The sequence below is a fragment of the Vibrio sp. YIC-376 genome, assembly GCF_052353105.1.
Taxonomy (GTDB): Bacteria; Pseudomonadota; Gammaproteobacteria; order Enterobacterales; family Vibrionaceae; genus Vibrio.
Map to the genome: position 1 here is coordinate 310,750 of NZ_JBBWFK010000007.1, position 20,818 is coordinate 331,567.

Genomic DNA, 20,818 nt, shown 5'->3' on the forward strand with positions numbered 1-20,818 from the left:
AGTTCATGCAAACTTTTGCAGAAATTTCAGCAATTCGTGACCAAATCAAAACCTATAAGCGTGAAGGTCGTAAAATCGCGTTTGTCCCGACAATGGGCAATCTGCACGATGGTCACTTAACATTAGTTCGTAAAGCGCGTGAATACGCGGATATCGTGGTCGTAAGCATCTTTGTCAACCCAATGCAGTTTGAACGAGCTGACGATTTAAATAATTACCCACGCACACTCGATGAAGATCTGAGCAAGCTAGCAGCTGAAGGTGTCGAGTTAGTATTTACCCCAACACCAGAGATTATCTACCCAGAAGGTTTAGATAAGCAGACTTCTGTTGATGTTCCAGGTCTATCAACCATTCTAGAAGGTGCGTCACGTCCGGGTCACTTCCGCGGCGTAACAACCATCGTCAATAAATTGTTTAATATCGTCCAGCCGGACGTGGCTTGCTTTGGCGAAAAAGACTTTCAGCAACTTGCCGTCATCCGCAAGATGGTTGAAGACCTTGCTATCGACCTTGAGATCGTTGGTGTCCCTACTGTACGTGAAATGGACGGACTCGCGATGAGCTCCCGAAATGGTTTGCTCACGCTGGATGAACGTCAGCGCGCTCCCGTTCTTGCTCGTACCATGCGCTGGATTAGTAGTGCAATGCGTGGTGGTCGTGATGACTACGCTTCCATTGTAGAAGATGCGAATGATCAGTTGCGTGCTGCAGGGTTACACCCAGATGAAATCTTTATCCGTGATGCCCGCACGTTACAAGCGATTACTGCTGAAACCACTCAGGCTGTTATTCTGATGTCAGCATTCTTGGGTAAAGCTCGTCTTATCGACAATCAGACCGTTGATATTACGGTAGAAGCCAAAGACACCTCAGAATCTGGCGATGCAAGTGCAGCCAGCGCTGAGTAAGCATTAGCCAAAATAGAAAAGGTCGACTTAGTGTCGACCTTTTTTGTATCTAATCGCTCCCGAAAAACTGCCAGAGAGCGTAAATAAAATTTATGAGCGCAGACCAATACCTTTAGTCACCAAGTAGTGAGCAATGGCATACAGTGCGATCACAAAAACGCCCAGCACACTGAATGACGTCACAATACCCACATCAGAAACGCCTAGGAATCCGTAACGAAATGCGTTCACCATATACACAATCGGGTTGATTTTTGATACGCCCTGCCAGAATTCAGGCAGCAAGCTGATCGAATAAAATACCCCGCCCAGATAGGTCAGTGGCGTCAGCACAAAAGTAGGAATGATCGAAATATCGTCGAAGGTTTTTGCGTATACCGCATTAATTAAGCCTCCGAGTGCAAACACAACTGAGGTTAGGAATACGGTAGCGATAATGATGCCCCAGTGATCCACTTGCAGATCCACAAACAACAGAGAAACACAGGTTACAATCGCGCCGACCAATAAGCCACGTGTCACTCCACCCATCACGTAACCCATGATGATCACATAATTCGGCACTGGCGCAACCAGCAACTCTTCAATATTTTTTTGTAGCTTGGCACTAAAAAAGGACGAAGCGACATTGGAATAAGTGTTGGTGATTACCGACATCATAATCAGGCCAGGAACGATATATTCCATGTAGGTAAAACCACTCATTTCACCGATTCTGGAACCAATCAAATTACCAAAAATGATGAAATAGAGTGTCATCGTAATCGCTGGCGGAACCAGAGTTTGTACCCAAATGCGAGAGAAACGCGTGATTTCTTTGCCCAGCAAACTGCGAAATGCCGTCCAATATAATCCGTACATTTACTTGCTCCCTTCTCTAACAATGCTGACAAACAACTCTTCCAGTCGGTTAGCTTTATTTCGCATCGACAGTACCTTGATACCGTGATCAGTAAGTTGGCTAAACACCGAGTTCAGGCCCTGGCTTTTATCCAGTTCAATCTCAAGCGAACCTTCAGACAAACTCTGGCAATTCACTCCGGCCAGCTCAGGCACGTCACCATCACACTCAATATCAAGAATAAAGGTTTCAACGCTTAGCTTGCTGAGCAACGCCTTCATCGTCGTGTTTTCAATCAGCTCACCACGATTGATGATTCCGATATTACGACACAACATCTCGGCTTCTTCCAAGTAGTGCGTTGTAAGGATAATAGTGATCCCCTGCTCTTGGTTGATCTCTTTAAGGAAGTCCCACATGGAACGACGCAATTCAATATCAACACCGGCAGTAGGTTCATCCAGGATCAACAGTTTTGGTTCATGCATTAAAGCACGGGCGATCATTAGACGACGCTTCATACCGCCAGACAGATTGCGTGCACGCTCTTTACGCTTTTCCCACAGATCAAGCTTCTTGAGGTATTTCTCAGCACGCTCTTTTGCCAGCGCTTTTGGTACGCCGTAATAACCGGCCTGCTGTATGACGATCTGTTCAACCGTTTCAAACTGGTTGAAGTTAAACTCCTGAGGAACCAGACCTAAATTTTGTTTTGCTAATTCCAGATCGGTATCAATGTCGTATCCAAAAACTTTGGTTTTTCCGGAAGTTTTATTAACAAGAGAAGCAATAATGCCGATTGTGGTTGATTTCCCTGCACCGTTTGGGCCGAGAAGCGCATAAAAGTCACCTTTTTTTACTTGTAGACTGATGCCTTTTAACGCTTCAAAGCCGCCTGCATACGTCTTGCGTAGCTGTTCGATTTCTAATGCGTACATAATGGAGCTCTTTTTTTGGAGATACCGTATATGTTCCGATTTTAACGGCAGTTTTCAACCCTAAGCCAAAAATAGTTTTTAACTTCCAGAAGTTGATTCTCGAATACCCTTACCAATCTCGCAGTTGTTAATTGATAGGAATCATGGATAATTTTCTATACTGCTCAGATGAGTGATCTCTAGGCGAAATAGTCAGAGATTGATGTAATGACATTGTGTATAGTTGGAACAGACATTTAAGGGAAGTAACATGCCAGAGATTAAACAACTATTCGATAACAACTCAAAGTGGTCAGAGTCGATTAAAGCAGACCGCCCAGAGTACTTTACTAAGCTCGCTGAAGGGCAAAATCCAGATTTCTTGTGGATTGGTTGTTCAGACAGCCGTGTACCAGCAGAACGTTTAACTGGCCTATATTCAGGCGAATTGTTCGTTCACCGTAACGTTGCGAACCAAGTTGTTCATACTGACTTAAACTGTCTTTCTGTTGTTCAGTATGCAGTTGATGTACTTAAAGTGAAGCACATTATTGTTTGTGGACACTATGGATGTGGTGGTGTTACTGCATCAATCGATAATCCACAACTTGGTTTGATCAATAACTGGTTACTGCACATTCGTGATTTGTACTTTAAGCACCGTAAATACATTGAGTTGATGCCAGAGTCAGAGCGTTCTGACAAGTTAGCGGAAATCAACGTAGCTGAACAAGTTCACAACCTAGCAAACTCCACCATTCTGCAAAATGCATGGGAACGTGGACAAGAAATTGAGCTTCACGGTGTTGTATATGGTATCGAAGATGGCAAGCTAGAGTACTTAGGTGTTCGCTGCAATTCTCGTGAAACCATTAATGACAGCTACAACAAAGCAATGGAAAAAATTCTTAATCCAGAACACAAACTGCTTTGTCGCTAATCTCTTTCTATAAGCTATGAATACAAAAAAGCCCACTGATGTGGGCTTTTTCATTATTAACAACGGCAATTATTCTTGAGGAACTACTTTACCGATGAATGGTAAATGACGGTATTTCTGAGCGTAATCGATACCCACACCTACTACAAACTCATCTGGAATTTCAAAACCGATCCAATCTACCGGTACATTTACTTCACGACGAGATGGCTTATCCAGTAGTGTACAAATTGCGATAGATTTAGGTTCACGAAGAGACAGGATTTCACGAATCTTGTTCAGCGTGTTACCCGTGTCGATAATATCTTCAACAAGCAGAACGTCTTTGCCTTTGATATCGTCGTCTAAATCTTTCAGGATACGTACATCACGTGAGCTTTCCATCGTGTTGCCGTAACTTGATGCTGTCATGAAATCAACTTGGTGAGTCAGGTTAATAGCACGTGCTAAGTCGGCCATAAATACAAATGAACCACGTAATAAGCCAACCAAAACAAGGTCTTCGCTGCCTTGGTAGCGCTCTGTTATTTGCTTGCCTATTTCACGAACTCGCTCCTGAACTTCTTGCTCAGAAATCATGACTTCTACTGTGTGTTTCATACTGTGCTCAATTTAATTGTTGGGTTGAGGTAAGTCGCACGCAAACGATCACCTAATCTTACGGCGTGTAGTGTATCACCACGCTCATTGGGTTGAAAGTCACAACCCAATGCCAACATTTCTTGGAAGCTCGACCTCATTTTCTCAAAATGACGGGAAATGCATCAACAATCATGAAATTGCTGTCTACAAATCACACAACAACTGTTGACCTTGCACATATGCACCATTACACTCATCAATTGCTTTAAGCAATTATTAAAATAATCAATTAGGGGGATTTCCCCCCATATACAACTAAAATGGCAAGGTAAATATAATGGACTCAATTGTAAAGAGAGCCCGTACTAGGCTTTCCCCTATCAAACGTAAGCAACAACTCATGGAAATCGCGTTGGAAGTGTTTGCTCGTCGTGGCATTGGCCGTGGTGGTCACGCAGACATTGCAGAAATAGCGCAAGTTTCGGTTGCTACCGTATTTAACTATTTCCCAACCCGAGAAGATCTTGTTGATGAAGTGTTGAACCACGTAGTACGTCAGTTCTCTAACTTCCTTTCAGATAACATCGACTTAGATATACACGCTCGCGAGAATATTGCCAATATCACCAGCGCAATGATCGAGTTGGTAAACCAAGATTGCCATTGGCTTAAAGTATGGTTTGAGTGGAGTGCGTCAACACGTGATGAGGTTTGGCCGTTGTTCGTGTCAACCAACCGCACCAATCAGCTACTGGTACAAAACATGTTCATTAAAGCGATTGAACGTGGTGAAGTGTGCACCACACATAATCCAGAGCATTTAACGAACCTTTTCCATGGTATTTGCTACTCGTTGTTTGTTCAGGCAAACCGTTTTAAAAGCGAAGATGAACTGAAGAGCCTCATCGACTCATACCTTGATATGCTTTCTATTTACGATTGCGTTCAATAAAGTTTTAAATCAGAACTAACCAAGCCCAGCGTCTGGGCTTTTTTGTATCTAAAAACTAACCTTTCACGTACAAAAAAGCCGCTGAAATTTCAGCGGCTTTCGTTAATCAGTCAGTAAAGAATCTTACTTCTTCTTAACTGCTTTTTTGTTTGGAAGGTCAGTGATTGAACCTTCAAATACTTCAGCAGCCAGACCTACAGACTCGTGTAGAGTTGGGTGAGCGTGAATAGTCAGAGCGATATCTTCTGCATCACAACCCATCTCGATCGCAAGACCGATTTCGCCTAGTAGTTCACCACCGTTAGTACCAACGATAGCACCACCGATAACGCGGTGAGTTTCTTTGTCGAAGATTAGCTTAGTCATACCGTCTGAACAGTCAGATGCGATTGCACGACCTGATGCTGCCCATGGGAATGTTGCCACTTCGTACTTGATACCAGCTTCTTTCGCTTCTTTTTCAGTCTTACCAACCCAAGCAACTTCTGGCTCAGTGTACGCGATTGAAGGAATAACTTTAGGGTCGAAGTAGTGCTTCTTACCAGAGATAACTTCAGCAGCTACGTGACCTTCGTGCACACCTTTGTGAGCAAGCATTGGTTGGCCAACAACATCACCGATAGCGAAGATGTGAGGAACGTTAGTACGCATTTGCTTGTCAACGTTGATGAAGCCACGCTCGTCGATTTCCAGACCCGCTTTTTCACCGTCGATTAGCTTACCGTTTGGTACACGGCCGATAGCAACTAGAACAGCATCGTAGCGCTCTGCTTCAGCAGGTGCTTTCTTGCCTTCCATTGAAACGTAGATACCGTCTTCTTTCGCTTCAACTGCCGTTACTTTAGTTTCTAGCATCAGCTTGAACTTGTTTTGGATACGTTTGGTGAAAACCTTAACGATATCTTTATCTGCCGCAGGGATTACCTGGTCAAACATCTCAACAACGTCAACTTTAGAACCTAGAGAGTGGTAAACCGTACCCATCTCCAGACCGATGATACCACCACCCATGATAAGTAGTTTTTCTGGCACTTCTTTTAGTTCAAGAGCGTCAGTTGAGTCCCAAATACGTGGGTCTTCATGTGGGATAAATGGCAGTTTGATTGGGCGAGAACCCGCCGCAATGATTGCGTTGTCGAAGTTAACAACCGTTGACTCGCCTTCACCTTCTACAAGGATAGATTTAGGGCCAGTAAACTTACCGTAACCGTTAACAACCGTTACGTTACGCATCTTAGCCATGCCACCTAGGCCGCCAGTCAGTTGGTTAACAACTTTCTCTTTCCAGATACGGATTTTGTTGATGTCAGTTTGCGGTTCGCCAAATACAACGCCGTGTTCAGCCATTGCTTTCGCTTCTTCAATCACTTTAGAAACGTGAAGAAGTGCTTTCGATGGGATACAACCCACGTTCAGACAAACACCGCCAAGAGTGCTGTAACGTTCAACTAGTACAGTTTCAAGACCTAGATCCGCACAACGGAATGCAGCGGAGTAACCAGCAGGACCAGAACCAAGTACAACAACTTGGGCTTTAATTTCTTTGCTCATTTTGACCTCTTGTAGTCATTATCCCTAACAGGCTGAGTAGTTTTTTGATTCTTTTTGTTTAAGTAAGACTTTTAAACAGTGATTTTCAGACCGCTAACAGTTTACAGAGATGTTAATGGCGTGAAAAGTAAATCAATTTAGCCTGTGAGCTAGACAACAATTCATTTATGAAAACCCTGAAGAGAGTAAGGGACATAACCAAATTGTCGATAATTGTTATTCGTTATTCGCTATAAACAGAGGCGGCTAAATTGCCGCCTCTCATTCATCCACTTCTTAAAGAACTAGACGACGAATGTCAGATAGACATGCGTTTAGGTAAGTGATGAAACGCGCACCTTCTGCACCATCAATCACACGGTGGTCGTATGATAGAGATAGTGGAAGTTGTAGACGCGGTTCGAACTCTTTACCGTTCCATACTGGTTTCATCTCTGACTTAGACACACCCAGGATACCAACTTCTGGCGCGTTTACGATTGGAGTAAACGCCGTACCGCCGATACCACCAAGGCTAGAGATTGTGAAACAGCCGCCTTGCATGTCTGCTGCAGTTAGTTTGCCTGCACGAGCTTTCTTAGAAACTACTGCTAGTTCTTCCGATAGTTCGTAAATGCCTTTCTTGTTCACGTCTTTGAATACTGGAACAACCAGGCCGTTTGGCGTATCAACTGCAATACCAACGTTCACATATTTCTTCAGAATCAAGCTTTCGCCATCTTCAGAAAGAGAAGAGTTAAATGCAGGGAACGCTTCAAGCGCTTTAGCAACAGCTTTCATGATGAACACTAGTGGAGTGATCTTCATGCCAGTGTCTTTCTTCGCTTCAATCGCGTTCTGCTCTTTACGGAAGTTTTCTAGCTCAGTGATGTCTGCGTTATCCCACTGTGTAACGTGCGGGATCATCACCCAGTTACGGTGTAGGTTAGCACCAGAAATCTTCTTAATACGAGATAGAGGTTGAACTTCTGTCTCACCGAACTTGCTGAAGTCCACTTTTGGCCAAGGTAGTAGACCAAGAACTGCACCGTCGCCTTTGCCAGATGCTGCTGCACCAGACTCAAGACGCTTAAGCGCTTCTTTCACGTAGTTCTGAACGTCTTCTTTCAGGATACGGCTCTTACGACCAGAACCTTTAACGTTAGAAAGATTTACGCCAAACTCACGAGCTAGACGACGAACAACTGGAGACGCGTGAGCATACTCATCGTTCTCTTTGAAATCACCAGTCGCTGCTGGAGCTGCTGCCGCTGGAGATTCTGCTTTAGGAGCTGGAGCTGCTGCAGGCGCTGCTGCTTGAGCTGGAGCCGCTGCAGGAGCAGGTGCTGCGCCAGCCACTTCGAATACCATGATTAGTGAGCCAGTAGACACTTTGTCGCCAGCTGCAATCTTGATTTCTTTAACCGTACCAGCAAATGGTGCAGGTACTTCCATAGAAGCTTTGTCACCTTCTACAGTGATCAGAGATTGCTCTTCTGTAACTGTATCGCCAACTGCTACCATGATTTCAGTAACTTCTACTTCGTCGCCGCCGATATCTGGAACGTTAACTTCTTTTGCTGCAGACGCTGCTGGTGCTGCCGCTGGAGCCGCTGGAGCCGCAGCTGCAACAGGTGCTGCTGGAGCGCCTGAACCTGCAACTTCGAATACCATGATTAGAGAGCCAGTCGATACTTTATCGCCTGCTGCTACTTTGATCTCTTTTAGTGTACCCGCGAATGGTGCAGGTACTTCCATAGAAGCTTTGTCGCCTTCTACAGTAATCAGAGATTGCTCTTCTTCGATGCTGTCGCCGATAGCTACCATGATTTCAGTAACTTCAACTTCGTCACCACCGATGTCTGGTACGTGAACTTCTTTCAGTTCTGCTGCCGCTGCTACTGCTGGAGCTGCTGCTGGAGCTGCTGCCGCAGGAGCAGGTGCAGCTTCAGCTGCACCCTCGGCTTCGAAAATCATGATTAGAGAACCAGTAGAAACCTTGTCGCCTTCTGCAACTTTGATTTCTTTAACGATACCCGCTTGAGAAGCAGGAACTTCCATAGAAGCTTTATCGCCTTCAACAGTGATCAGAGACTGCTCTTCTTCAACCTTGTCGCCAACGCTCACAAGAATCTCAGTAACTTCAACCTCATCCGCACCGATGTCTGGTACATTAATTTCGATTGCCATTTCTTATCTACCTTCTTTATTAAGCGTATAGCGGGTTAGTTTTTTCAGTGTCGATGTCGAATTTCTTAATTGCTTCAGCAATTACAGATTTCTCAACGTCGCCACGCTTCGCTAGTTCAGTTAGCGCTGCCACTACTACGTAACCTGCGTTCACTTCGAAGTGACGACGTAGGTTTTCACGGCTGTCTGAGCGACCGAAGCCGTCAGTACCAAGAACTTTGAAAGACTCAGCAGGGATGAATGCACGAACCTGCTCTGCGTAGTTCTTCATGTAGTCAGTTGCTGCGATAGCTGGCTCAGTACCCATTACAGTTTGGATGTAAGGAACTTGCGCTTCCGCTTCTGGGTGTAGCATGTTGTAACGCTCTGCTGCTTGACCGTCGCGAGTCACTTCGTTGAATGATGTTACAGAGTAAACATCAGACGCGATGCCGTAGTCGTCGCTTAGGATTTGAGCTGCTTTACGTACTTCGTTCATGATAGTACCAGAGCTCATTAGCTGAACTTTCGCTTTATCACCAGCGTAGGTTTCTAGCTTGTAGATACCCTTACGAATGCCTTCTTCAGCGCCTTCTGGCATTGCTGGCATTGCGTAGTTCTCGTTCATTAGCGTTAGGTAGTAGTAAACGTTCTCTTGCTCACCGTACATACGACGGATACCGTCTTGCATGATTACTGCAACTTCGTATGCGAATGTTGGGTCATAAGAGATACAGTTAGGAACCGTACCCGCCATGATGTGCGAGTGACCGTCTTCATGCTGTAGACCTTCACCGTTCAGCGTTGTACGACCAGCCGTTGCACCTAGTAGGAAACCACGAGCTTGTTGGTCACCAGCCATCCACGCCATGTCGCCAACACGTTGGAAACCGAACATTGAGTAGTAGATGTAGAACGGGATCATTGGTAGATCGTTCGTGCTGTATGACGTTGCCGCTGCAACCCATGAAGACATCGCACCCAGCTCGTTGATACCTTCCTGAAGTACCTGACCAGATGTCGCTTCTTTGTAGTAAGACACTACGCCACGGTCTTCTGGAGTGTAAGTCTGGCCGTGTGGGTTGTAGATACCAATTTGACGGAACAGACCTTCCATACCGAAAGTACGAGCTTCGTCAGCAATAATAGGAACGATGTTCTTACCAATGCCTTTGTCTTTTAGCAGTACGTTCAGAGTACGTACAAACGCCATAGTGGTAGAGATTTCACGCTTCTGCTCTTCAAGTAGAGGCTTGAACTCGTCAACCGCTGGAATCACTAGCTCTTGAGTAAAGTTAGGCAGACGCTGTGGCGTGTAACCGTGTAGCGCTTTACGACGAGCGTGTAGGTATTCGTACTCTTTAGAACCTTCTTCAAGTTTCAGGTACGGAAGTTCTTTCACTGCTTCGTCAGTCAGAATGTCTTGAAGACCCAGACGATCACGCATGTGTAGTACGTGAGTCATATCCATCTTCTTAACTTGGTGCGCGATGTTCTTACCTTCTGCCGCTTCACCCATGCCGTAACCTTTAACAGTCTTAGCTAGGATAACCGTTGGACGACCTTTAGTTTCTTGTGCGTTCTTGTACGCAGCGTACAGCTTAGAAGACTCGTGACCACCACGTTTAAGTGCGAAGACTTCGTCGTCAGTCATGTCTGCTACAAGTGCTGCAGTTTCTGGGTACTTACCAAAGAAGTGCTCACGTACGTATGCACCATCTTTAGATTTGAATGTTTGGTAGTCGCCATCGATAGTTTCGTTCATAAGCTGAAGAAGCTTACCAGTCGTATCTTTAGCTAGTAGTGAATCCCAGTTGTTACCCCAGATTACTTTTACTACGTTCCAGCCAGCACCTTTGAACAGACCTTCAAGTTCTTGAATGATCTTACCGTTACCCATTACAGGGCCGTCTAGACGCTGAAGGTTACAGTTGATTAGGAAACATAGGTTGTCTAGCTTCTCACGCGCAGCGAAAGAGATAGCACCACGTGATTCTGGCTCATCCATCTCACCATCACCCAGGAACGCGTATACGCGCTGCTCAGAAGTATCTTTTAGACCACGGCCTTCCAGGTACTTAAGGAAACGAGCTTGGTAGATAGAAGCAATTGGACCCAGACCCATAGATACGGTCGGGAACTGCCAGAATTCAGGCATTAGTTTAGGGTGTGGGTATGACGGGATACCTTTACCATCTACTTCTTGACGGAAGTTATCTAGCTGCTCTTCAGTTAGACGGCCTTCAACGAATGCACGAGAGTAGATACCTGGAGAGATGTGACCTTGGTAGTAAACTAGGTCGCCACCATCCTTCTCGTTTGGAGCACGGAAGAAATGGTTGAAACATGTTTCGTAGAATGCAGCAGAAGACTGGAAAGACGCCATGTGGCCGCCTAGTTCTAGGTCTTTCTTCGATGCACGCAGAACGATCATAATTGCGTTCCAGCGAATGATGGAACGAATACGACGCTCAAGTGTTGTGTCACCAGGGTAAGCTGGTTCTTGATCTGCAGGAATCGTGTTGATGTAGTTGGTGGTGATTCCAGTTGGCATGTCAACACCGCCTAGACGTGCTTTATCTAGAACTTGCTCAAGTAGGAACTGAGCACGCTCTACGCCTTCTTCACGTACAACTGACTCAAGTGCTTCTAGCCATTCTTGAGTTTCCAGTGCATCTACGTCATGCTTCATATCAGACATGGCGATCTATCCTTCTGTTGGTTGGATCTATAAAACAAACAAATCGTCGTTACGAGTCATTGCCCTGTTGCATTCGACGTAAAGAGCGTTCACGACGAGACTCTTCTCTGGTCAAATCCAACAATGTTTCTTCAATATAAGCTAAGTGTGAATGAGACATCTCACGTGCCTTTTCTGGCTGACCAGATACGATCGCATCCACGATATTAGCTCGGTGTTTACTTACTTTTTCGACCGCTTCAGGGCGGCGACGTAACAATTTAAAATTCTGTAGAATATTTTGCTCAAGCAAAGGCGCCAAACTACGCACAATGTGCAGTAACACAACGTTATGAGCGGCTTCCGTTAAAGCAATCAAGAATTGCATCACCTCAGCAGATTCAGCTTCGACGTCATTGTTTGATTGCACTTTACCAATTCGTTCAAGGCAGGCTTGAATACGCGCAAAATCTTCTTCGGTACCACGAACAGCTGCAAAATAAGCGGCAATACCTTCCATCGCGTGACGCGTTTCCAGTAAATCCAGCTGAGTTTCAGAGTGACTAGACAATAAATTTAGCAAAGGATCTGAAAAACTTTTCCAGATGTTATCGCTAACAAACGTGCCACCACCCTGACGACGAGTAAGAAGACGCTTGGCTTCAAGGCGTTGAATCGCTTCACGGACAGATGGACGAGACACATCAAACTGTTTTGCCAGTTCGCGCTCTGGTGGCAACTGCTGCCCCGGAGACAATGTTCCTTCCACAATCAACCGTTCTAACTCTTGTTCAATAACATCAGAGAGTTTTGGCTGACGAATCCTTTGATAAGCCATAATTTATTATTCTTTTACTCTTGCAGGTAATTGGTAATACCAATTTTAAGTTGGGGCAGAAATTAACATAATTAAAACGTCACTGTCCAGCCAAAAATTGACCTAAATCATAGAACAGGCCTAGTAAGAACAGTCCGATAACAATTGACCATTAAAACGGCAATAAAATTGGTCTTACCAATTACAATAAAAAAACAACTGGGTGAATAACGTGCTAGCGATTTTGGAAAGCAATTACAGGAAATGCCAAAACAATCCGCTCATTTATTAACCATTTTTTTAGGGTCACTTGCAAAAATGTAGTTAACTTTCTACAAAAGAAATTTTTTCATATACAAAAAAAGCATGTGCGAACACATGCCTTATTGATATTAGCCTCTGCAATTTACATATTTATCACAACTTTATTTCAAATAAGTTGTCGATATTTCACCCAGTCAAAGCTAAGACCAGGATCACTTTTTCTAAGAGGCGCTATATATTGATGCCCCGTAATTCTATGGGGAGTGACTTTAGGATAATGCGACATGATCGCTTGAGTTAAATCCGCAAGTGATTGATATTGCTCGTCGGTGTACGCAACAAATTCGGTACCTTCCAGCTCAATTCCTATCGAATAGTCATTACAACCCGTCCGACCAGCAAAGCTTGATTGCCCCGCATGCCATGCCCTATCAAGAAACGAGACAAACTGTACAACCTCTCCATTTCTCTTGATTAAGCAATGTGCCGAAACTCTCATTTTGTGAATCACATCAAAAAATGGATGCTCATTCGGATCCAGATTTCCAAGAAAAAAGTCCTCTATGTAAGAACCTCCGAACTGACCTGGCGGCAAACTGATGTTGTGCACCACTAAGAGAGAGATATCTTTTACATCTGAGCGAGCATCAAAAAATGGCGATGGGACGTGCTTGGCTTGCGTCAGCCAGCCATTCTCGATAATTGGGCGCATATCAACCTCACTTGTTTGAAAATTAACTGCTGAAATTATTGACACCGGAGAGTATCATTCGTTGCCATCTCCCTTTCAATACTAGATTTGCGATGAAGAACAAACACAACAGCCAAGAACGCCTGGAATTCCTGAAACAACAACTTCCTTTGGAAATCACCCGATCCGTCGCCGATACCTTAAAAGAAGACCTGGGTGGCACTGTGGATATCAATAACGATATCACCGCATCGCTTATCCCTGCAGATGCTGTCAATACCGCGACCATTATCACTCGTGAACACGGTGTGTTTTGTGGTCAGGCGTGGGCAGATGAAGTCTTTAAGCAGCTTGGTGGTAAAGTGACCATCGATTGGCACGTAAAAGACGGCGATAAAGTAGAACCAAACCAAACGCTTTGTACGCTTTCTGGCCCGGCTCGTGATTTGCTGACGGGCGAGCGTAACGCAATGAATTTTATTCAGACGCTTTCAGGCTGTGCAACTATCACTGCTGAGTATGCGGCGAAAATTGCCCATACGGAATGTCGTCTATTAGATACTCGTAAAACCATTCCGGGTCTGCGCAGCGCACTGAAATACGCGGTGGCTTGCGGCGGTGGCTTTAACCATCGTATCGGCGTATTTGATGCTTACCTGATTAAAGAGAACCACATCATCGCCTGCGGTGGTATTACTCAAGCTATTAAAACGGCCAAAGAGTTGAATCCGGGCAAGCCTGTAGAAGTAGAAACAGAAAGCTTAGACGAGCTAAAAGAAGCGATTAACGCAGGTGCCGATATCATCATGCTCGACAACTTCACCAAAGAGATGATGCGCGAAGCAGTAGAAATCAACGCTGGCCGCGCTGCACTAGAAAACTCTGGCAATATCACCTTAGAAACCATCGCAGAATACGCAGAAACTGGTGTGGATTACATCTCCGTCGGTGCGCTAACCAAGCACCTGAAAGCGATGGATCTTTCGATGCGCTTCAAATAAGCACCACAGACCGAAATCAGATTAATTTAATCAACTCAGATAGTTGTAGTCTAATTGTTGTAAATAGAGGGCCATTTGGTCCTCTATTTTTTTAGCCATAAAATAGAACCACTCGCAAATCGTTGCACATGATATGCAACTGAACATCAAAGATTTTTATCTCACTCGAGCACTCTTTTTTTGCTGGTTTTCACCCCTTCCAACTCTCCCTACTCTTGCGCCAATGCAACTGCATTATTTATGTCATGAGAAGGAAGAAAAAATGAAATCAACTAAACAGAAAAAACAGCAGGGTTTTACGCTGATTGAATTAATGATTGTGGTGGCAGTGATTGGTGTTTTGGCAGCTATTGCTATTCCTCAATATCAAAACTATGTAGCCAAGTCTGAACTGGGAGCTGGCTTAGCAACAATTACCTCTGTACGTACAAATGTTGAAGACTATATGGTAACAAATGGCTCTTTTCCCGATGGAACTACGGCAGGCCAATCACTTGCGGATCTGGGTGTAATTCAACCTAAAAATGGAACTATCTCATTTGACTCAGCAAAAGGAAATATACTCCTTACTTTCGCAGCTGCCGGAAACAGCCCTGACATCAACAACGCCAAAATTGCCCTTAACAGAGCTGCTGGCGGGAAATGGGAGTGTAAGGCCAGTCCTGCACAAAAACTTCTGCCAAAATCATGTACACAAGACGCTACCTTGTAATCAATGCTAACCAACCTCTCAACAATTCTTCGCCAATCAGGGTTCCTTAGCTTAGCCCAAGAAGAATCGTTAATAGAGCAAGTTAACGCTTCTGGTATTTCGATGCCAGAGGCGTTAGTCAATTCTGGTATATTCACTACCAGCGAACTCGCGTCTCACCTGAGCTCAACCTTCGGTCTCCCCTGCTCTAGATTATCTGACTATGCTTACACGCCATTGTGTCAGCAACTGGGGCTGCGTGAACTGATCACTAGTCACCATGCATTGCCACTGGAGCGAACGCCATCAACCTTAACCCTAGCCATTGCCGATCCCACCAATCAGCAAGCTGAAGATGATTTTCGCTTTGCTACCGGATTACAAGTCGATCTCGTCATTGCGGATTTTTCTGAACTTGACGCAGCTATCCGGCGCTTATATGGGCGCTCTATCGGTCAGGAGAAACCTGGCTTAAAAGAGATCAATCAGGATGAGCTTGCCAACCTCGTTGACGTCGATGCCGACGAAGTTGACAACATTGAAGACTTAAGCCAAGACGAATCACCAGTTAGCCGTTATATCAACCAGATTTTGCTCGATGCTGTGCGTAAAGGGGCATCCGATATCCACTTTGAACCTTACGAAAAAATGTACCGGGTAAGGCTGCGTTGTGACGGTATTTTGATTGAAACTCAACAGCCGCCCAGCCTGTTAAGCCGTCGTCTTTCTGCCCGCATAAAAATTCTATCCAAGCTTGATATTGCAGAAAGGCGCTTACCACAAGACGGGCGAATCAAGCTTAAACTCAATCAAGACACCGCGATTGATATGCGAGTGTCAACCTTACCGACGCTATTCGGCGAGAAAATCGTATTGCGGTTGCTCGACAGCAGCTCCGCGTCACTCGATATCGACAAACTGGGCTACAGCGACCAGCAAAAGCAGTGGTACTTAGATGCATTACGTCAACCACAGGGGATGATTTTGATGACCGGCCCGACGGGAAGCGGTAAAACGGTTTCGTTGTACACCGGCCTAAATATTCTCAACAAACCAGAAATCAACATCTCGACGGCTGAAGACCCCGTTGAAATCAACCTATCAGGCATTAACCAGGTTCAGGTTCAACCTAAGATCGGATTTGGTTTCGCCGAGGCACTGCGCTCCTTCCTGCGCCAAGACCCTGATGTCGTCATGGTAGGTGAAATTCGTGACCTTGATACCGCAGAGATCGCGATTAAAGCCGCACAAACCGGCCACTTAGTGCTCTCCACTCTGCACACTAATTCAGCGGCGGAGACCGTTGTCCGCTTATCCAATATGGGGGTTGAGAGCTTTAACCTCGCCTCTTCACTCAGTCTTATTATTGCCCAACGCTTGGCTCGTAAGCTGTGTCCTCACTGTAAACAACCACAAGCACTGACCGCACCGTTGCAACATCTTGGGATTCAGGTGTCAGACGATATTTACCAAGCTAACCCCAATGGCTGTAACCATTGTACACATGGCTATTCGGGACGAACTGGCATTTATGAAGTGATGCGTTTTGATGAATCGTTATCTGAAGCGATGATTAAAGGTGTTTCGGTACACGAACTCGAAAAAATCGCCATCCGTAACGGCATGAGCACACTGCAAATGTCAGGTATCACAAAACTCAAACAAGGGATCACCAGCTTTAGTGAACTACAACGCGTGCTCTATTTTTAATTCATTTTTTAATCAGTAGTCATGTAGCCTATGAAAACCACAACGCCACAACTCAAGAACTTCCGCTGGAAAGGCATTAATAGCTCAGGAAAAAAGACCTCAGGGCAAACTCTGGCCATGAGCGAAATTGAAGTACGCGAACGCCTCAACGCCCAGCATATAAAAATCAAAAAACTGAAAAAAGGCAGTATTTCTTTTCTGTCCAGGCTGAGCCACCGCGTAAAAGGCAAAGACATCACCGTGTTTACCCGCCAAATTTCTACCATGCTGGTTACTGGCGTCCCACTCGTTCAGGCTTTGAAGCTGGTCTCCAATAACCATAAAAAAGCTGAAATGAAATCTATTTTGATGAGCGTAACGCGAGCGGTAGAAGCCGGTACACCGATGTCTAAAGCGATGCGCACTGCCAGTACACACTTTGATGCGCTCTATACCGACCTCATCGCGACGGGAGAGCTATCGGGTAATCTGGCCGAGGTGTTTGAACGGCTGGCAACTTATCGGGAAAAAAGTGAGGAACTCAGAGCCAAAGTCATTAAGGCACTGATATATCCGGCAATGGTTATATTAGTTGCATTAGGCGTTTCCTTCCTTATGCTGACGCAAGTGATTCCTGAGTTTGAAAAAATGTTCGTCGGCTTCGGTGCAGACTTACCTTGGTTCACCAGACAAGTATTAGACCTGTCCAAGTGGATGCAAACTTGGGGAGCGTTTATTGGCCTAGGAACACTGAGTCTTGGGATATCGGCGCGCATAATGGTTAAACGCTCTGACTCCTTCCGCTTAATGATGGATCGAGCCATACTCAAAATCCCCGTGTTAGGACCTGTGCTATCAAAGGCGGCTATTGCCAAGTTTAGCCGGACTCTGGCCACCAGCTTTAGTGCAGGTATTCCTATTCTGACCAGTTTAAAAACCACATCGAAAACGTCTGGCAACCTGCATTATCAACTGGCGATTGAAGAGGTCCATCGTGATACCGCTGCTGGCATGCCGATGTATGTCGCAATGCGTAACTGTGACGTATTCCCTGAGCTGGTACTGCAAATGGTCATGATTGGTGAAGAGTCAGGGCGACTCGATGATATGCTCAATAAAGTTGCGACGATTTATGAATTCGAGGTAGACAATACCGTCGATAACTTAAGTAAAATTCTCGAACCCCTGATTATTGTTTTTCTCGGTGTGGTTGTTGGTGGATTAGTCACAGCAATGTATCTGCCAATCTTTAACTTAATGAGCGTAATGGGCTAGAATGGAGCCATATCCAAATGGCTTTGTAATTAATCCCATCAAAACAGCACCTTGCTCGTTTGATTTACCAATCAAGAGACAAATATGGAAGTGTTCCAGTACTACCCATGGTTATTCGTTGTATTCGCCGTGGTTTTCGGCTTGATCGTGGGAAGTTTCCTGAATGTCGTCATTTATCGACTACCTAAAATCATGGAATTGGAATGGCGACGTGAATGCGCGGAATCATTCCCAGAATACAATATCGATCCTCCGAAAGAAGTGCTCACCCTGAGCGTACCCCGCTCTTCTTGCCAACAATGTGGTACGCCTATTCGTATTCGCGATAACATCCCAGTTATCAGTTGGTTACTTCTGAAAGGTAAGTGCCACAACTGCAGCGCCCCGATTAGCGCAAGGTATCCACTTATAGAAATACTGACAGCAGCATGCTCTGGCTATGTCGCATTTCATTTTGGCTTCAGTTATTTCACCATTGCACTGATTTTTTTCACCTTCATTCTGATAGCAGCAACATTTATCGACCTGGATACCATGCTTCTGCCAGATCAATTAACATTGCCATTAACTTGGGCTGGCATTGCCCTAGCATTGATAGAAGTAAGTCCTGTTAGTCTGAAAGACGCCGTGATCGGTGCCATCGCTGGCTATTTATGCCTCTGGTCGGTGTATTGGGGCTTTAAGCTGCTTACCGGTAAAGAAGGCATGGGTTACGGCGATTTTAAACTGCTGGCTGCTCTCGGTGCTTGGCTAGGTTGGCAATCTTTACCTATGATCATTTTGCTTTCTTCCGTCGTAGGCGTCATATTTGGAATAATTCAGCTACGATTGCAGAAAAAGGGGATCGAAAAGGCCTTCCCTTTTGGTCCTTACTTAGCGATTGCCGGATGGGTAAGCATGCTCTGGGGTGATCGGATTCTAAATTGGTATTTCACATCAATTCTGGGAGTGTAAATGGCATTGGTTATAGGCTTAACAGGCGGTATCGCCAGTGGTAAAACCACTGTGGCGAATCTGTTCAAGCAACAATTTAAAATCGACATCGTTGATGCGGACATTGTTGCAAGAGAAGTAGTAGAACCCGGAACTCCAGGGCTAAATGCAATTATTGAGCACTTTGGTAACGATATTGTTCTTGATAACCAATTGCTTGATAGAGCTAAATTGAGAGAACGTATATTTTCCAATCCGGAAGAGAAAGAGTGGCTCAATCAGTTATTGCATCCGATTATTCGAGAAAAAATGCTCGAGGATTTACAGCAAGTCACATCAGATTACGCATTGCTCGTTGTACCATTACTGATAGAAAATAATCTTGAAAGTCTGTGTGATCGCGTTCTGGTGGTCGATGTCGATCCAAATACGCAAATATCTCGCACAATGAAACGAGATAACGTCAGTGAAGAACAGGCTCGTGCGATACTCGCATCTCAAGTGTCTAGGCAGCAACGACTCGATATCGCCGACGATGTGGTTAAAAATAACCCAGACGACCATGAACTTTTGCTTCAAATCACAGATTTGCATGAAAAGTATCTAGCCATGTGTAAGAAAGATCTGCGAAAATAAGAATGAAACTCACCAAGGCTTACGTCGATGACCACGCACAAATTTGAACATCCTTTAAATGAGAAAACTCGTATCTATCTAAGAGTAGAGTCTCTACTGCGTCAGGCTCACTTGGCTTCTGGTTTTGCTGACAGCCATCAGCACCAGCTATTTTTCCGTGCTTTATTTGATATGGTCGAGATCTTTGAACAGCTTCAGCTTAAGAGTGAGCTAGCCAAAGATCTTGAAAAGCAACGCCTATCCTATCGCCACTGGCTGAACGTAGAAGGCGTTGACCAAGATGCACTGACTGCGTTACTCAATGAGATTGATGTTGTGCATAGCCAACTGATGTCGGCTGAACGTTTTGGGCAAGCAATTAAAGATGATCGCTTCTTAAGTTCAATCAGGCAGAGATTCAACCTACCTGGTGGTGCTTGTTGCTTTGACTTGCCAGCGCTGCATTTTTGGTTGCATTTACCAATCGAACGTAAAAAGCACGACGCGCAAAAATGGCTACAGAGTCTAAAACCACTTTCTGATGCATTAAACTTATGGCTTAAATTAACCCGTGAAACCGGGCAGTTTAAAGCTCAAATCGGACGTGCTGGCTTCTTCCAAAGTGATGCTGATGAAGCCAACATTCTTCGTCTCCATATTCCTATGGAACACGGCGTTTACCCTATGATTTCAGGTCATAAAAACCGCTTTGCGATTAAATTTATGTCTTTTGAAAGTGGGCAAGCCTGCACACAAGATGTTGAGTTCGAGCTAGCAGTTTGTAGCTAGCCTAAATTCACTCTACTACAATTTTTATACCCTTCTTATTATCTATATATTTGTTAGTACACAGAACACAAAGGGACGAACAATCCATGTCTAAAATTATTATCGTTCAATGCCCCCAGTGTGGCGCCGACGTTGAGTGGGGAGAGCAAAGCCCACATCGACCTTTCTGTAGCAAAAAATGCCAAATGATTGATTTTGGTGAATGGGCAGATGAAGAGAATGCCATTGCTGGCGCGCCAGATATGTCGGATAGCGACGGCTGGTCAGAAGATCAGTATTAAAAAGAGCCTAGATCCCAGGTTATAGATCCTAGGGGGCGATTGTTGGAAGCACTCTGCAAAACTTAAGCTTAGGTATATGTTGCTTGGGATTACGGATTACGGATTACGGATTACGGATTATTTTTCAATCAACCTCATTTGACGTCAAATACTTCTGTATTCTGTAATCAGTATTCCAAAACAACAAGCACTTGAGCTCCCATTTCTAACTGAACTGACCACATATACTCCTAGAACCTAGGACCTAGCC

Annotated in this window: 19 protein-coding genes; 11 read left to right on the forward strand and 8 right to left on the reverse strand. The window is 44.9% G+C overall.

Going from position 1 to position 20,818, the window contains the following annotated elements:
- Positions 1-5 precede the first annotated feature (5 nt).
- Positions 6-911, forward strand: a complete 906-nt coding sequence (panC, locus tag WJM94_RS15470) for a pantoate--beta-alanine ligase (protein ID WP_444495086.1) — start codon at positions 6-8, stop codon at positions 909-911.
- A 90-nt stretch (positions 912-1,001) separates the two neighbouring features.
- Here the strand turns inward: panC and WJM94_RS15475 are convergent, their stop codons facing one another.
- Both WJM94_RS15475 and WJM94_RS15480 read right to left on the reverse strand, forming a co-directional pair.
- On the reverse strand, positions 1,002-1,772 hold the full coding sequence (locus WJM94_RS15475; RefSeq protein ID WP_444495087.1) for an ABC transporter permease: 771 nt from the start codon (positions 1,770-1,772) through the stop codon (positions 1,002-1,004).
- Positions 1,773-2,690: an ABC transporter ATP-binding protein gene (locus tag WJM94_RS15480; protein WP_444495088.1), complete on the reverse strand. Its 918-nt coding sequence runs from the start codon at positions 2,688-2,690 to the stop codon at positions 1,773-1,775.
- Between the two features lie 250 nt (positions 2,691-2,940).
- Here WJM94_RS15480 and can point away from each other — a divergent pair, with 250 nt between their 5' ends.
- A complete protein-coding gene (gene can / locus WJM94_RS15485) occupies positions 2,941-3,609 on the forward strand; it encodes a carbonate dehydratase (protein ID WP_444495089.1) in 669 nt (222 codons plus the stop codon).
- Positions 3,610-3,678: 69 nt separating this feature from the next.
- On the opposite strand, the gene hpt is transcribed toward can, so the two are convergent.
- Positions 3,679-4,209 carry a hypoxanthine phosphoribosyltransferase gene (gene hpt / locus WJM94_RS15490; RefSeq protein ID WP_444495090.1) on the reverse strand — a complete coding sequence of 177 codons (531 nt, stop codon included), beginning with the start codon at positions 4,207-4,209 and terminating at the stop codon, positions 3,679-3,681.
- Between the two features lie 319 nt (positions 4,210-4,528).
- On the opposite strand from hpt, the gene WJM94_RS15495 reads away from it, so the two are divergent.
- Entirely contained in the window at positions 4,529-5,143 is a 615-nt protein-coding gene (locus tag WJM94_RS15495) for a LuxR/HapR/OpaR family quorum-sensing transcriptional regulator (protein WP_444495091.1), read from the forward strand.
- Positions 5,144-5,266: 123 nt separating this feature from the next.
- Here WJM94_RS15495 and lpdA read toward each other — a convergent pair whose 3' ends face one another.
- The 5 genes from lpdA to ampD all read right to left on the reverse strand — a co-directional run bounded on the left by lpdA (position 5,267) and on the right by ampD (position 13,315).
- The gene (gene lpdA / locus WJM94_RS15500; protein WP_444495092.1) at positions 5,267-6,694 is read right to left on the reverse strand and encodes a dihydrolipoyl dehydrogenase; all 1,428 of its coding nucleotides are present in this window, start codon (positions 6,692-6,694) and stop codon (positions 5,267-5,269) included.
- A gap of 276 nt (positions 6,695-6,970) precedes the next feature.
- Positions 6,971-8,863 carry a pyruvate dehydrogenase complex dihydrolipoyllysine-residue acetyltransferase gene (gene aceF / locus WJM94_RS15505; RefSeq protein ID WP_444495093.1) on the reverse strand — a complete coding sequence of 631 codons (1,893 nt, stop codon included), beginning with the start codon at positions 8,861-8,863 and terminating at the stop codon, positions 6,971-6,973.
- A gap of 19 nt (positions 8,864-8,882) precedes the next feature.
- Positions 8,883-11,543 (reverse strand): pyruvate dehydrogenase (acetyl-transferring), homodimeric type, encoded by a 2,661-nt coding sequence (gene aceE, locus WJM94_RS15510; RefSeq protein ID WP_444495094.1) that lies wholly within the window; start codon positions 11,541-11,543, stop codon positions 8,883-8,885.
- A 49-nt stretch (positions 11,544-11,592) separates the two neighbouring features.
- Entirely contained in the window at positions 11,593-12,360 is a 768-nt protein-coding gene (gene pdhR, locus WJM94_RS15515) for a pyruvate dehydrogenase complex transcriptional repressor PdhR (protein WP_444495095.1), read from the reverse strand.
- A 409-nt stretch (positions 12,361-12,769) separates the two neighbouring features.
- Positions 12,770-13,315 carry a 1,6-anhydro-N-acetylmuramyl-L-alanine amidase AmpD gene (ampD, locus tag WJM94_RS15520; RefSeq protein WP_444495096.1) on the reverse strand — a complete coding sequence of 182 codons (546 nt, stop codon included), beginning with the start codon at positions 13,313-13,315 and terminating at the stop codon, positions 12,770-12,772.
- Between the two features lie 92 nt (positions 13,316-13,407).
- Here ampD and nadC point away from each other — a divergent pair, with 92 nt between their 5' ends.
- From nadC to yacG, 8 genes are all read left to right on the forward strand, one after another.
- Positions 13,408-14,295, forward strand: a complete 888-nt coding sequence (gene nadC / locus WJM94_RS15525; RefSeq protein WP_444495097.1) for a carboxylating nicotinate-nucleotide diphosphorylase — start codon at positions 13,408-13,410, stop codon at positions 14,293-14,295.
- Positions 14,296-14,557: 262 nt separating this feature from the next.
- On the forward strand, positions 14,558-15,007 hold the full coding sequence (locus tag WJM94_RS15530; protein WP_444495119.1) for a pilin: 450 nt from the start codon (positions 14,558-14,560) through the stop codon (positions 15,005-15,007).
- A 3-nt stretch (positions 15,008-15,010) separates the two neighbouring features.
- Positions 15,011-16,696 carry a type IV-A pilus assembly ATPase PilB gene (pilB, locus tag WJM94_RS15535; protein WP_444495098.1) on the forward strand — a complete coding sequence of 562 codons (1,686 nt, stop codon included), beginning with the start codon at positions 15,011-15,013 and terminating at the stop codon, positions 16,694-16,696.
- A gap of 30 nt (positions 16,697-16,726) precedes the next feature.
- Complete coding sequence (locus WJM94_RS15540; protein WP_444495099.1) at positions 16,727-17,950, forward strand: type II secretion system F family protein; 1,224 nt, start codon at positions 16,727-16,729, stop codon at positions 17,948-17,950.
- A gap of 84 nt (positions 17,951-18,034) precedes the next feature.
- On the forward strand, positions 18,035-18,904 hold the full coding sequence (locus WJM94_RS15545; RefSeq protein WP_444495100.1) for a prepilin peptidase: 870 nt from the start codon (positions 18,035-18,037) through the stop codon (positions 18,902-18,904).
- Positions 18,905-19,519, forward strand: coding sequence for a dephospho-CoA kinase (gene coaE, locus WJM94_RS15550; RefSeq protein WP_444495101.1), 615 nt, complete (start codon positions 18,905-18,907; stop codon positions 19,517-19,519).
- A 27-nt stretch (positions 19,520-19,546) separates the two neighbouring features.
- Entirely contained in the window at positions 19,547-20,287 is a 741-nt protein-coding gene (zapD, locus tag WJM94_RS15555) for a cell division protein ZapD (RefSeq protein ID WP_444495102.1), read from the forward strand.
- A gap of 86 nt (positions 20,288-20,373) precedes the next feature.
- Positions 20,374-20,568 (forward strand): DNA gyrase inhibitor YacG, encoded by a 195-nt coding sequence (yacG, locus tag WJM94_RS15560; protein ID WP_444495103.1) that lies wholly within the window; start codon positions 20,374-20,376, stop codon positions 20,566-20,568.
- Positions 20,569-20,818: the final 250 nt, after the last annotated feature.

Coding starts and splice junctions, on each gene's coding strand:
- panC (WP_444495086.1), top strand. CDS start 6: ATGCAAACTTTTGCAGAAATTTCAGCAATTCGTGACCAAATCAAAACC.
- WJM94_RS15475 (WP_444495087.1), bottom strand. CDS start 1,772: ATGTACGGATTATATTGGACGGCATTTCGCAGTTTGCTGGGCAAAGAA.
- WJM94_RS15480 (WP_444495088.1), bottom strand. CDS start 2,690: ATGTACGCATTAGAAATCGAACAGCTACGCAAGACGTATGCAGGCGGC.
- can (WP_444495089.1), top strand. CDS start 2,941: ATGCCAGAGATTAAACAACTATTCGATAACAACTCAAAGTGGTCAGAG.
- hpt (WP_444495090.1), bottom strand. CDS start 4,209: ATGAAACACACAGTAGAAGTCATGATTTCTGAGCAAGAAGTTCAGGAG.
- WJM94_RS15495 (WP_444495091.1), top strand. CDS start 4,529: ATGGACTCAATTGTAAAGAGAGCCCGTACTAGGCTTTCCCCTATCAAA.
- lpdA (WP_444495092.1), bottom strand. CDS start 6,694: ATGAGCAAAGAAATTAAAGCCCAAGTTGTTGTACTTGGTTCTGGTCCT.
- aceF (WP_444495093.1), bottom strand. CDS start 8,863: ATGGCAATCGAAATTAATGTACCAGACATCGGTGCGGATGAGGTTGAA.
- aceE (WP_444495094.1), bottom strand. CDS start 11,543: ATGTCTGATATGAAGCATGACGTAGATGCACTGGAAACTCAAGAATGG.
- pdhR (WP_444495095.1), bottom strand. CDS start 12,360: ATGGCTTATCAAAGGATTCGTCAGCCAAAACTCTCTGATGTTATTGAA.
- ampD (WP_444495096.1), bottom strand. CDS start 13,315: ATGCGCCCAATTATCGAGAATGGCTGGCTGACGCAAGCCAAGCACGTC.
- nadC (WP_444495097.1), top strand. CDS start 13,408: ATGAAGAACAAACACAACAGCCAAGAACGCCTGGAATTCCTGAAACAA.
- WJM94_RS15530 (WP_444495119.1), top strand. CDS start 14,558: ATGAAATCAACTAAACAGAAAAAACAGCAGGGTTTTACGCTGATTGAA.
- pilB (WP_444495098.1), top strand. CDS start 15,011: ATGCTAACCAACCTCTCAACAATTCTTCGCCAATCAGGGTTCCTTAGC.
- WJM94_RS15540 (WP_444495099.1), top strand. CDS start 16,727: ATGAAAACCACAACGCCACAACTCAAGAACTTCCGCTGGAAAGGCATT.
- WJM94_RS15545 (WP_444495100.1), top strand. CDS start 18,035: ATGGAAGTGTTCCAGTACTACCCATGGTTATTCGTTGTATTCGCCGTG.
- coaE (WP_444495101.1), top strand. CDS start 18,905: ATGGCATTGGTTATAGGCTTAACAGGCGGTATCGCCAGTGGTAAAACC.
- zapD (WP_444495102.1), top strand. CDS start 19,547: ATGACCACGCACAAATTTGAACATCCTTTAAATGAGAAAACTCGTATC.
- yacG (WP_444495103.1), top strand. CDS start 20,374: ATGTCTAAAATTATTATCGTTCAATGCCCCCAGTGTGGCGCCGACGTT.